This window comes from Enterobacter sp. Taxon_8 (genome assembly GCF_058354585.1).
Window position 1 is genome coordinate 81,250 of record NZ_CM177989.1, and the last position, 12,285, is coordinate 93,534.

Here is a 12,285-nt window from a genome sequence, read left to right on the forward strand (position 1 = left end):
ATCTTAGGAAAATATAACAGCAACAATAATGTTGCGATAATGTAATACTCTTCGGCAAGTTAATGAAAAATTTAATTGATGATAGCGTCAGAATGACGCCTGCGCGGAAAAAATCCCTGCATATGGGGTTACTCCTGTGGCCTCATTTCTCGCTTTTCGCATATTCAGGATTGATAGAGGCGTTACGTATTGCTTCCAGCGTCCAGAAGCGTAGCCAGAAAATACGCTTTAAACTCAGTCTGATAAGCACTTACCCCGACTTACCGGTAGTGAGCAGCTCTGGGCTCAGCGTGCGGCCCGAGGCCGCCCATGCACCGCCCGGCGACTTCGACTATATTGCGGCGATCGGCGGAAGTCTTGATCATCTTCACCTGGGACACCGTGGCGACAGAGCGTTTCTCACGGATGCTCATCACAACAACGTTCCCCTGATTGGTATTGGTACCGGCAGCTTTATTCTGGCGGAGGAAGGCTTACTGAACGAGCGCCGCGCCTCGATTCATCCGCATCACCATGACGTTTTCACGCAACGTTTTCCGCAGGTTTATGCTGAGCAAAGCCTCGATTTTATCGACGAAGGCGATGTGCTGACCTGCCCGGGGGGGATCTCAACGCTCACCCTGATAACGGCACTGATCCGCGCCCACGGGGGAGACGACATTGCGGCCACCACCTCCCGGCGGCTGTCCCTTCCTCCGCATGATGCCGCCACGCCGCGGCCCGCGAATATAGCCATGATCCCTGATTCGCGCCTGCGCAGGGCGGTGACGATCGTCGAACAGTATCTGACTCACCCGCTCAGCGCCGCCAGGCTCGCTCAGGACGTTAAGCTGAGCGAACGTCAGCTTAATCGCCTGTTTCACGCCGAGTTTGGCAAAACTGCGCGGGAGTTTATTCGCAGCGCCAGGCTGCGCTATGCCTGCTGGCTGCTGAAAAACTCTCAGCAAAGCGTTACGGATATCGCGCGACGGATGCGGTTTAGCGACTGCGCCCACTTTATTCGTCATTTTCAGAGCGAGTACGGCTGCACGCCGGGGGTATGGCGCATGTCGCAGAACTGATGCACCTATTTCGTGCTTTCTTCGTAGGGTTTTACTGGCTCGCCTGGATAGACTTCCGTTAAAAGCCTAACGGAGGGAAGACGACATGAACTGGCAGCCTTTTCGCGGCGATGCACCGGAAAATATGACGATTTTCAGCGCGTCATTTCCCGACGTCAGCGACCAGTGGCCGATGAAAGACGACGCTGCCCGCGAGATCGCCTCCCTTGACCGCGCCCTGAAAGCCGAGCCAGCGCTCCGGCCCCCGAGGGTGGAATACGACGAAGGGGGGCAGGCCGTGCTGGTTCCCCAGAACCGCTATTCCGAACAGGCCTTCCGTAACCGTCCGGCGCTCACTGCGTGGCGAACCCGGCTGGTGCCCTCCGCGCTGGCGCTGTTTGTGGTGCAAAATCCGCTGGAGGACCGCCTGCCCGACGGCACGAAAATGGACAGCGACAGCCGCCAGTGGTTTATCCACGCTAACGATGCGATTGGCGTGCGTTCCCGCGCCCGGGTGCTGGCCGCGCTGGTGGATAAGTACATTCATAATGAAAGCGAGAATAACTGGGTCAGCCTGGCGAGCGGTGCCGCCATCCCGGTGCTGGAGGCGCTGCGCGAAGCAAAGCTCGACGGCCAGCGGGTGTATCTCACGCTGGTGGACAAAGATCCGGTGGCGCTCAGCTGGGCGGAAACCATGGCGGCGCAGGAAGGGATTGTGGTGGGCGAACAGCTGACGCTTCTCAGGCGCAACCTGCTCCATACGCTGGTACGTAACGAGGACCTGCTGCTGGAGCTGGGCGAGCATCAGGCCGAACTGGTCGACGCGCTGGGGATATTTGAATACTTCAACGACGTCGATGCGGTGACTTTCCTCCAGCGCGCGCTGCGGCTGGTCAAGCCAGGCGGGGCGGTAATTGTGTCGAACATGCTGACCAGCAGCCCGCAAATTGACTTTGTGCTGCGGGGGATCGGCTGGGAAGATATTTACCCGAGGTCGTTACAGCAGCTGCAGGATATCCACCTCGCGGCAGGCGTGCCGGTGGAAAACGTCACCGTGGTGGTGCCGAAGGACGGGGTGTACGCGGTGATGGAGATTAGAGTAGGGGATGAAAAACCGCACAGTCAGTTCCCTCTCCCTGAGGGAGAGGGTTAGGGTGAGGGGGGGACAGGGCGCTACAATATTTACCGTTCCTCAGCTGTTCGGTTTAACCGAACAACTGCCATGAAGGATTAGCTGGTTTCTTTATTCTCACTGTCTGCTGGGGATTCTTGCTTTTCATGCTCTATCTGCTGACCCGTCTCCTGAACCAACTTCCGGGCCATTTCCCTGATTCGCACTCGACTTTCACAGGTACGAGAGTTTATAACTTCATTTAAGGTCTTCAGTTTATTGCCTCCATGCTTCTGGATACTTGATTTAATCGCCGCGCTCTATAATGATCCCCCCATGAAAATAGAAACCGCACTCCCCTCACACTTCGAACGTCTGGTCGCGATCTGGGAATCCTCCGTCCGCGCCACCCATCACTTTTTACAGGAAAGCGATATTGCGGCGCTGCGCCCGCTATTGCTCAACGCCTATCTGCCAAACCTTAAGGTCGTGATCGCTCGCGATGACGCAGGCGTTATTCACGGCTTTTTAGGCGTGGATGAAAACCGCATTGAAATGCTGTTTGCTGACGACGCGAGCCGCGGGAAGGGCGTCGGGAAATTGCTGTTGCAACACGCCATCGAAGAGTTTGGCGCGAACGAGGTGGACGTGAATGAGCAGAACCCGCAGGGCGTGGGATTTTATCGCCATATGGGGTTTGAGCAGGTCGGACGCTCGGAAGTGGACGGGCAGGGGAATCCGTTTCCGTTGCTGCATATGCGGTTGGGTGGGCAGGTTTAACGCCCTCTCCCTCTGGAGAGGGAGTCTGCAAGCTAGTTACTGGTAATTTGCCCGATGATTACGCCACGCACTTTTTCGCCATCGAAGTAATAAGAGACCGTATTACTCTGGATGAATCCATTCTGTACTGGCGTCTCCTGATAAAAAAGCATCGCTTTCTTTTTGGCGATCTCTTTCTTGCCAAACAATGCGACTAAATTGCCATGCGTCGCATTTAATAATGGAACATTAGCGACCGAGACTCTGACAGGTTCCGTTGTTTTAGCACACTCGTTATGGATGCCATCTTTGGCTATAATTAGCGCAGTTAACAATCCTGCACCCATTTCGTTATCCGAGATGAACCAGTAATTTGTGCCATCGTTGTCATGAAGGCAGACCCAACGAGCGGAACTGTCTTTGTTGACTGGTGTGCTGGTGATATCTGACAGGTGAGTAACCTCCATTTGCACGGTTTTCTTACCGATGGTGATGATTGGAGTAAGGGGCATCGTTGTTGAAATTTCCGTCAGCGAGCCGCCGTCTTCATCGTAATATCGGGTCGCGAAGCCGGTCATTTCCGTCGCTGAGACGTGCGAACTGACTGCAACGAGTAATGGCAATAAACAAAATAAATGCTTCATTTGACAATCAATACCGTATCGTTGCTTTTCCAGATACTTCTTCTTGCACTCAGGGGAGCAATGATGCAGCCCTCTGAAGAGTCGTCGGGGTGCAAACTGCTTTTACCATGTATTTTAAATGAGTCTCTACCACACATATCATTTGTCGAGTAGGGCGTGAGGCTGAGAGTATATTTCCCAGTATGGGCTGAATTATGAGGGGACCCAATAGTGTAGGTACCTCGTGGCAGCGGTCCGCTGTTTTTTACACATTCTTGTGACGGATCGTTTTTGTAACCACTTGCTCCTGCGTAATCTGCATCAAATTGGTAGACACCATCCAGATAAAACTTATGCTCTTTTACATCATATTCCCAGGACATACTTTCTCCTTAAGCGCGCACTTTCCAGGTATCAGAGTGAATGATGTTTCCATCAATGTAGTGCCATATGATTTTTTCATATGTCAGATCTACATATTCATGGTGTGTATAGTGTTCGTTTTGCGGGTGTTTAATGTCAAACATGATAGGTTCAATTTGAACAACTCTTGCGTTTTCTAAAGTTGTCTTAAAGTAAGCCTCTTCAAGTCCGTTATAGTTGATCCTGTAAAATATAAACTCTGCTTTTTTTAGTGTTTGTCCAGTGCACAAGGCTTTGTATAGATAAGAGGATGATGAATCAATCTCTTTCATGAATGCATAGGTACTACAAATGCGTTTTGCTGTGATTTTTCCGGAGGATTTATCTATAGGTTGTTCTATTGAATGCATAAATTCAATCACTTCTATTGAACCCTCGCGATCTTTAATATCGACAGATCCATTAATCCTACGGCCTGAATCATCCTCGAGCCATAAGTAAACAGGTATAGCCATCTCAATCTCCTTTTATAGACTGAGGGAAACTACTCTTTATTATGGATTTAAATTGTGACTTTCATTTCAAAATAGAAAAACAAATGAAATTTGTGGATTAACTGAATATTGCTCTTTGCGAAGTATTAGTTTCGCGGATAGATGTTTAAAAGATATAGCGTTGAGTTATGGCTTCATTACCATCATAATAAAAATGATAAATTAAAATAGTATAACTTATTGAAATGATGAATGTCATCAAATGTTGAACTTGTAAGTCAGCATTACATGTTGGGTTCGATTGCTTTTTGGATGTTATGTAAGAAATCTGGCATTCCATATTTTTTATGTTGGCTGCATGCTCAGCAGCCAACTAGATAACAGCTGGAACGGTTATGATAATTGCAGGCTCGCCAGCGTGCTCTCGATCTGGCATAACTTTGCTTTAGTGCGTTTGTAATCGTCCAGAATCCTTTGCTCCTGCTCGTTATACGCCACCAGAACGATGCACCCTTTCATCACCTTTACCGTGACCTGCTGTCCAGTGTCAAAACCTGCTGCGCGCAGCCACTTGCCGGAAAGAATGATTTTCGGCGTGGATTTGTCGAAAACATTCGGGCGGTATCCCACAATTAACGAACGCTCGGTTCCGGATTGGTCGGTGTCTGGGGTAGAATGCGAATCAGCCATAATCAACTCCTTGATAGTTGGTGAGGTTAGCTCTCGTCCGGTATTGCGAGTACCTGGCGAGGGCGTTTCAATTTGAGGATTTCGTATGCTAAGGTACGTACCTCATTGGAGATATCTTGCTCTTGTAGGTACGTACATGTCAACAGCTAAACGCGACCCTAACAAATCTAAATCCGGAAAAGCACCGACTTTTCAGATTCGTATTACGCCTGAGTTGAAGGCGCAGTTTGAGGCTGCGGCTAAGATGGAAGGGATGAGTTTAGGGAATTGGTTGAAGTCCTTGGGAAGGAATGAGCTAATAAGGCTTGGAATAAATATTAGTGAGAAAGCTGAATAAAAGGCCCAAACAATTAGGGCCTAAAAATTATTGTTCTTTAGTAATTTTTGGGTTTATCCAATTCCATTTTATGTTCGTGATTTCTTCTTTTTTTGCAACCTGTGCATCTAGGAATTCAGATAAGCTTTTCATATTAAATTTTAATAAATCAATTTCTGTTTGGTTAAGACTGAAACTAAATGTGTTTCCTTCAAAACTGAATCTATCAGGAGATTTAGCTTGGAGACTAACAGTATACTTTCCTTTCTTCCACCAGAAAAAATTCTCTCTATAAGCTATGATGTTATGTAGTTGAGGTGAAGCAAGGGCTTCCGCAGTGATGTTGCTGGTGTTTCGATTAGCCAAAAAACTTACATGTGCATTTAATTCATTGAGTAATATTGTATCTTGAGCATGGTATTTTGGTTCTTGAAATTTTATGAACTTTTCTGTAAGTAAATCTTGGAAAAGCTTTAGCGCAATTGGTGGCTGATCTTTAGATATGACTTGTTTGTTTCCATTTTGGTCGCTAATTTCGCTATGGATCTCAGTTATTCCAGCCCATTTTAAATGGTGAACATCCCCGTCCGAATGCTTAATTTGGAGAGAAATCTCTTCTAGCAAGAGGGATTTTTTCTCTGTCAACATACCCATTCGAATATTAAGTATCGGGCCGAAAGAAGTATAACTAATTTCAGCGGTATTATTGAAAAATACCCTAAGCTTTGGTTTTGTAATGTATTTGTAGAAAATGTTAAGAAGTTGAGGAAGCCATGCCGCTGCACCTATGTATGCAGCAATCTCTCCAGGTGTCATACATCCTCTCTTTTTTCATTGGAAATTAGAATTTTACTCATCTTTATTTTTACCTAAATATTCTAGTTAGGTAAAAATAATAATGGGAAAAGAATGAAAAAATATAGGTTCAAATTACCCTAACTAGTGCGGTTTTTGAAGAACTTTTGGCGGAAGATCACAGGAGTCGAACCTGCCCGGGAACGCTGGCGTCCCCAACTGGATTTGAAGTCCAGCCACCTCACCGGAGATGACGATCTTCCGCGCCTCGATTGCTACATGGAGGCGGGGCGCATTATAGCTACTTTCAGGCATTTACCACATACCCCACACCACTTTTTTCACCTCTCTTTTGACCTGTCCCCCCCTGTTTCAGCTAATTCCTAAGAAAATCCTCAGGTTAGCCTTTTGTGCTCTTCGACATTTACCGCGATCACAAAAAACAAGAAACGTAATCTGCTAACCAGAAAACGCAATACCCGCTCCTGAAACAATGGTTTAAAACTCTGTAACCGGTCTCAGCGCCCCCTACAGCGTGAAGGATAAAAAAAGATGAGCGAAGTATTGTCAGTAAAAGAGAAGATTGGCTACGGCATGGGAGACGCCGCCAGCCACATCATTTTTGATAACGTCATGTTGTACATGATGTTTTTCTATACCGATATTTTCGGCATTCCCGCCGGGTTTGTCGGCACCATGTTCCTGCTGGCGCGCGCGCTGGATGCGATCTCCGACCCGTGCATGGGGCTGATTGCCGACCGCACCCGCAGCCGCTGGGGCAAGTTCCGTCCGTGGATTTTGTTTGGCGCGATCCCGTTCGGCATCGTCTGCGTGCTGGCCTACACCACTCCGGACCTCAGCCTCAACGGCAAAATGGTTTACGCCGCCGTTACCTACACCCTGCTGACCCTGCTCTATACCGTAGTGAACATCCCGTACTGCGCGCTGGGCGGCGTGATCACCAACGACCCGACGCAGCGTATCTCCCTTCAGTCCTGGCGCTTTGTGCTGGCGACCGCGGGCGGCATGCTCTCCACGGTGCTGATGATGCCGCTGGTGAAGCTGATTGGCGGCGACGATAAGGCGTTCGGCTTCCAGGGCGGGATCGCCGTGCTGTCGGTGGTCGCGTTCCTGATGCTGGCGTTCTGCTTCTTCACCACCAAAGAGCGCATCCAGGTGCCGCCGAGCACTACCTCCATGCGGGAAGACCTGCGCGACATCTGGCACAACGACCAGTGGCGCATCGTGGGCGTGCTGACCATCCTCAACATCCTTGCCGTCTGCGTGCGCGGCGGCGCGATGATGTACTACTGCACCTGGATCATGGGCTCGCCGGAGGTGTTCGTCGCCTTCCTCACCACCTACTGCGTCGGCAACCTGATCGGCTCCGCGCTGGCGAAACCGCTCACCGACTGGAAGTGCAAGGTCAGCATCTTCTGGTGGACCAACGCCGCGCTGGCGGTGGTCAGCGCGGCGATGTTCTTCGTGCCGATGTACGCCACGGTGCTGATGTTCGCCTTTATCTTCGTCATCGGCGTGCTGCACCAGCTGGTGACGCCGATTCAGTGGGTGATGATGTCCGATACCGTCGACTACGGCGAGTGGACCAACGGCAAACGCCTGACCGGCATCAGCTTTGCGGGCACCCTGTTCGTGCTGAAGCTCGGCCTGGCGCTGGGCGGAGCGATGATCGGCTGGATGCTGGCTGGCGGCGGCTACGACGCGGCAGCCAAAACCCAGAACAGCGCGACCATCAGCATCATTATCGGCCTGTTTACCCTGGCCCCGGCGGTCTGCTACGTGCTGAGCGCCATCATCGCCAAACGCTACTACACGCTGAAAACCCCCTTCCTGACCAAAATCCTGGGCGAGCTGGCGCAGGGCGCGCGCCGCAACCAGCAGGAGTTTGAAAACCTGCCGGTCAGTAAAGAATTACAGAACTAAGAGGACGAAAGCATGAAAATCAGTGATGGAAACTGGCTTATTCAACCGGGCCTGAACGTGACGTATCCGGTTCAGGTGTTCGACGTGGAGCAGCAGGGCAACGACCTGGTGGTGTTTGTTGCGCCGCGCGACGTGCGCGAGCGTACCTGGCAGCTCGACACGTTGATGTTCACGGTGCGCCTGTTTGCCCCGCAGGAAGGGATTATCGGGGTGCGCATCGAACATTTCCAGGGCGCGCTGAACAACGGCCCGCACTATCCGCTGAACGTTCTGAAAGACGTGAAGGTAGAGATTGAAAACAACGCCGATTTTGCCGAGCTTAAAAGCGGAAGCGTCAGCGCGCGCGTCACCAAAGGTGAGTTCTGGGCGCTGGATTTCCTGCGCAACGGCCAGCGCATTACCGGCAGCCAGCTGAAAAACAACGGCTACGTGCAGGACAGCAACACCGATCGCAATTACGTGTTCGAACGTCTGGATCTGGGCGTGGGCGAAACGGTCTACGGCCTGGGCGAGCGCTTTACCGCGCTGGTGCGCAACGGCCAGACGGTCGAAACCTGGAACCGCGACGGCGGCACCAGCACCGAGCAGTCCTACAAAAATATCCCGTTCTACCTGACCAACCGCGGCTACGGCGTGCTGGTGAATCATCCCGAGAACGTCTCGTTTGAAGTTGGCTCCGAGAAGGTCTCCAAAGTGCAGTTCAGCGTGGAGGGGGAATATCTCGAGTACTTCGTGATCGACGGCCCGACGCCAAAAGAGGTATTAAACCGCTATACGCAGTTCACCGGGCGTCCGGCGCTGCCGCCTGCGTGGTCGTTCGGCCTGTGGCTGACCACCTCGTTCACCACCAACTACGACGAAGCGACGGTGAACAGCTTTATCGACGGCATGGCCGAGCGCGATCTGCCGCTGCACGTGTTCCACTTCGACTGCTTCTGGATGAAGGCCTTCCAGTGGTGCGACTTCGAGTGGGACCCGGTGACCTTCCCGGATCCGGAAGGGATGATCCGCCGCCTGAAAGAGAAAGGGCTGAAGGTCTGCGTGTGGATCAACCCGTACATCGGCCAGAAATCCCCCATCTTCCGGGAGCTGAAAGAGAAGGGCTACCTGCTCAGGCGCCCGGACGGCTCCCTGTGGCAGTGGGACAAATGGCAGCCGGGGCTGGCGATTTATGACTTCACCAATCCGGACGCGTGCCGGTGGTATGCCGACAGGCTGAAAGGCCTGGTGGAGATCGGCGTCGACTGCTTCAAGACCGACTTCGGCGAGCGTATCCCGACCGACGTGCAGTGGTTCGACGGGTCCGATCCGCAGAAGATGCACAACCACTACGCCTACATCTACAACGAACTGGTGTGGAACGTGTTGAAAGAGACGGTGAGTGAAGAAGAGGCGGTGCTGTTTGCACGCTCCGCGTCCGTGGGTGCGCAACAGTTCCCGGTTCACTGGGGCGGCGACTGCTACGCCAACTATGAGTCGATGGCCGAAAGCCTGCGCGGCGGGCTGTCGATTGGTCTGTCCGGCTTTGGGTTCTGGAGCCACGATATCGGCGGGTTCGAAAACACCGCCCCGGCGCACGTCTACAAGCGCTGGTGCGCGTTCGGGCTGTTCTCCAGCCACAGCCGCCTGCACGGCAGCAAATCCTACCGCGTGCCGTGGGCATACGATGACGAGTCCTGCGACGTGGTGCGCCACTTCACCCAGCTGAAGTGCCAGCTGATGCCGTACCTGTATCGTCAGGCGGCGCTGGCCCGCGAGTTCGGCACGCCGATGCTGCGCGCGATGATGCTGGAATTTCCGGACGATCCGGCGTGCGATTACCTCGACCGCCAGTACATGCTGGGGGATTCGGTGATGGTCGCGCCGGTGTTCTCCGAGGCGGGCGACGTGCAGTTCTACCTGCCGGAAGGACGCTGGACGCACCTGTGGCACAACGACGAAATTCAGGGCAGCCGCTGGCATAAGCAGCAGCACGGTTTCATGAGCCTGCCGGTCTACGTGCGCGACAACACGCTGCTTGCGCTAGGCAACAATAACCAGAAGCCGGACTATGCGTGGCACGAGGGAACGGCCTTCCAGCTGTTTAACCTGGACGATGGCGCAACGGCGGTGAGCGAAGTGCCTGTGGCGGACGGCTCCGTGGCGTTTACGCTGAAGGCGTCACGTCGGGGCGACATCGTGACCTTTACCGGCGCGGGAGACGCGCAAAACTGGTCGGTGTGCTTGCGCAACGTGCAGAAGGTGAGCGGCGTGAAGGGCGGTTCGCATGCGGGCAGCGAGTGGGGCGTGGTGGTGAAAGCGGAGGGCGATGAGGTGGTTGTTCACCTTTAATTCCCCTCACCCTAACCCTCTCCCCAAAGGGGCGAGGGAATGGTTTGCTCCCTCTCCCTTTCAGGGAGAGGGCTGGGGTGAGGGTGGTGTTGAAACCACCCCGCCCGTCATCGTCTGCTGCACCTGCTGCTTATCCATATTAACCGCGCTCAGCTTCCCATTCACCGTCGGCTTCAGCGGGGCATTCGCCTGCACGCTGCCGCTGGCGGTGAGCTGAATATTGCCGTCGCCCGTAATCGGCAGAGCAGGCCAGCCCCACTGCTGCAGTACGTTGAGCGGTACGCCGCGCCCGTTCAGGCTTACCGTGGTCTGCCGCTGCGGGAGTTGTGAAACGGTCGCCGTGGCTTCCAGAATGCCTTTTTCGGTAAACGCGCTCAGGTCGGTAATGTTCACCGTGGCGGCGTTGGCATTCAGCGCCAGCGACGGGCGGCGCACGTCGACGCGGTTAAAGGTCGCCGCCGCGCCGTTCAGGGTTGCGCTCCCGCCCCAGACGCCCCACTGGCGATCTTTCACCAGCTGCAGGTTTGCGCCATAGCCGTCCAGAGAGGTGATCTGCCAGGGGAAGGCGGGATCGATGTCGATCACCAGGTTACGGCTCAGGCCGAATTTTTGCAGCGTGACGCTGTTCAGCCATTCCGGCAGAGGCTCCATCCACAATGTTTTCCAGTTCTGCGGCAGGGTGTACTCCAGTCCAGCGATGGCAACATCGTCCAGAACCAGCGCTTTACCGTCGCGTAGCCAGTTGCCCGAGGTGCGTACCATGCCGCCCTCCCAGCGGGAGGTGAACTGACGCAGCGCCATGCCCTGCGGGGAAAACTCCGCATTCAGGATCGGGTCGAAAAGATGCAGCGAGCCGTAGATAAACTCGCTGGCGTTCATGGACAGACGACCTTCCTGGCTCTGCCAGTCACCTTTGCTCAGAGTCAGGTTGCGCAGGCTTAAGTCGAGATCGGTCACAGCCCAGTCCGGGCCCTGAAGCCGGGCGTCGGTCACGTCCAGACGACCAATCTGCAAAGAGGGAATGGTGCCCAGCGGCGCGAAGAACGCCGTCAGCGTTTTATCGCTCTGCAGGCGGATCTCGTTGAGGCGCATGGTGTCGATAATCCAGCTCCCGTCGGCGTTGCGCAGGGCGGAGCCGGTGAGTGAGCCACGAGCCATGTCGGCGCCAATCGTTTTCAGCACCACCTCCTTGCCGTTAAGCTGGCCCTCGATTAGCACGTTGGTGGCCGGTACGCCGTTCAGGGTCAGCGAGCCCGCGCTCATCTGAATCTGCGCGTTGTTCCCCAGCACGTTGCCCGCTTCCGGCTGCCACGGGCTGACGCCGCCCGTGACCTTCTGCGCGCTCAAATCCCATTCGGTATTCGGGCTGTTAAACGCCATGTTGTTAAGCTGCAGGCGATCCGCCTGGAAAGGCAGCGGCGCCGTCTGCGGCGAGAGATTCAGCGTGCCGTCGAAGAGGGTGATGGTGTCCATGTGCAGCGGATCGGTTATCTGACGGCTGCTCAGGCCAATATCGACTTTTTTGGCTACCAGCGTGGCGGGTTTACCGTCCCGACCGAAGGTGACGTTTTCCAGAATAATGTGGGAAGGCGACGAAAAGCGGTGATTCATCTTGTCGAAACTGAGTTCGTAGTCGGTATTCACCGTTACCCAGCTGCTGACCTGAGACGCGCCCCAGCGGGTCTGGAGCAGAATGTAGAACGCCAGCAGCACAATGAGCAGGGCTACAAGAAGATAGATGAGGAGCTTTCCAATAAATTTCATGGTCTTCCATCCCGCAAAACGCACATAAGGGAGTTATGCACGATTTATGCGCAAT

12 protein-coding genes and 1 tRNA gene are annotated in these 12,285 nt (G+C 53.7%); 6 read left to right on the forward strand and 7 right to left on the reverse strand.

What is annotated here, in order from left to right:
- Positions 1 to 122 precede the first annotated feature (122 nt).
- From AC4IBF_RS00360 to AC4IBF_RS00370, 3 genes are all read left to right on the forward strand, one after another.
- Complete coding sequence (locus tag AC4IBF_RS00360) at positions 123 to 1,061, forward strand: GlxA family transcriptional regulator (protein WP_252093564.1); 939 nt, start codon at positions 123 to 125, stop codon at positions 1,059 to 1,061.
- Between the two features lie 85 nt (positions 1,062 to 1,146).
- A complete protein-coding gene (locus tag AC4IBF_RS00365) occupies positions 1,147 to 2,193 on the forward strand; it encodes a class I SAM-dependent methyltransferase (protein ID WP_348942519.1) in 1,047 nt (348 codons plus the stop codon).
- Positions 2,194 to 2,487: 294 nt separating this feature from the next.
- Positions 2,488 to 2,931: an acetyltransferase gene (locus AC4IBF_RS00370; RefSeq protein ID WP_288460580.1), complete on the forward strand. Its 444-nt coding sequence runs from the start codon at positions 2,488 to 2,490 to the stop codon at positions 2,929 to 2,931.
- A 32-nt stretch (positions 2,932 to 2,963) separates the two neighbouring features.
- Here the strand turns inward: AC4IBF_RS00370 and AC4IBF_RS00375 are convergent, their stop codons facing one another.
- The 4 genes from AC4IBF_RS00375 to AC4IBF_RS00390 all read right to left on the reverse strand — a co-directional run bounded on the left by AC4IBF_RS00375 (position 2,964) and on the right by AC4IBF_RS00390 (position 5,080).
- Entirely contained in the window at positions 2,964 to 3,554 is a 591-nt protein-coding gene (locus AC4IBF_RS00375; protein WP_231106848.1) for a hypothetical protein, read from the reverse strand.
- Complete coding sequence (locus AC4IBF_RS00380; protein ID WP_072051083.1) at positions 3,551 to 3,916, reverse strand: tlde1 domain-containing protein; 366 nt, start codon at positions 3,914 to 3,916, stop codon at positions 3,551 to 3,553. The genes AC4IBF_RS00375 and AC4IBF_RS00380 overlap by 4 nt, the downstream gene beginning before the upstream one ends.
- A gap of 9 nt (positions 3,917 to 3,925) precedes the next feature.
- Positions 3,926 to 4,411: an Hcp family type VI secretion system effector gene (locus AC4IBF_RS00385; RefSeq protein WP_288460576.1), complete on the reverse strand. Its 486-nt coding sequence runs from the start codon at positions 4,409 to 4,411 to the stop codon at positions 3,926 to 3,928.
- A gap of 372 nt (positions 4,412 to 4,783) precedes the next feature.
- A complete protein-coding gene (locus AC4IBF_RS00390; protein WP_069733369.1) occupies positions 4,784 to 5,080 on the reverse strand; it encodes a SymE family type I addiction module toxin in 297 nt (98 codons plus the stop codon).
- 136 nt (positions 5,081 to 5,216) lie between these two features.
- On the opposite strand from AC4IBF_RS00390, the gene AC4IBF_RS00395 reads away from it, so the two are divergent.
- Positions 5,217 to 5,417 (forward strand): toxin-antitoxin system HicB family antitoxin, encoded by a 201-nt coding sequence (locus AC4IBF_RS00395; RefSeq protein ID WP_288460572.1) that lies wholly within the window; start codon positions 5,217 to 5,219, stop codon positions 5,415 to 5,417.
- A 27-nt stretch (positions 5,418 to 5,444) separates the two neighbouring features.
- Here the strand turns inward: AC4IBF_RS00395 and AC4IBF_RS00400 are convergent, their stop codons facing one another.
- Positions 5,445 to 6,212 (reverse strand): hypothetical protein, encoded by a 768-nt coding sequence (locus AC4IBF_RS00400; protein ID WP_348939926.1) that lies wholly within the window; start codon positions 6,210 to 6,212, stop codon positions 5,445 to 5,447.
- 147 nt (positions 6,213 to 6,359) lie between these two features.
- Positions 6,360 to 6,454 (reverse strand) — tRNA-Sec (locus AC4IBF_RS00405).
- 289 nt (positions 6,455 to 6,743) lie between these two features.
- On the opposite strand from AC4IBF_RS00405, the gene AC4IBF_RS00410 reads away from it, so the two are divergent.
- Positions 6,744 to 8,135, forward strand: a complete 1,392-nt coding sequence (locus tag AC4IBF_RS00410; protein ID WP_348942520.1) for a glycoside-pentoside-hexuronide family transporter — start codon at positions 6,744 to 6,746, stop codon at positions 8,133 to 8,135.
- 12 nt (positions 8,136 to 8,147) lie between these two features.
- Positions 8,148 to 10,466 (forward strand): alpha-xylosidase, encoded by a 2,319-nt coding sequence (gene yicI, locus AC4IBF_RS00415; RefSeq protein ID WP_350587641.1) that lies wholly within the window; start codon positions 8,148 to 8,150, stop codon positions 10,464 to 10,466.
- Positions 10,467 to 10,526: 60 nt separating this feature from the next.
- On the opposite strand, the gene AC4IBF_RS00420 is transcribed toward yicI, so the two are convergent.
- Positions 10,527 to 12,230, reverse strand: a complete 1,704-nt coding sequence (locus AC4IBF_RS00420; protein ID WP_348942522.1) for an AsmA family protein — start codon at positions 12,228 to 12,230, stop codon at positions 10,527 to 10,529.
- Positions 12,231 to 12,285 lie beyond the last annotated feature (55 nt).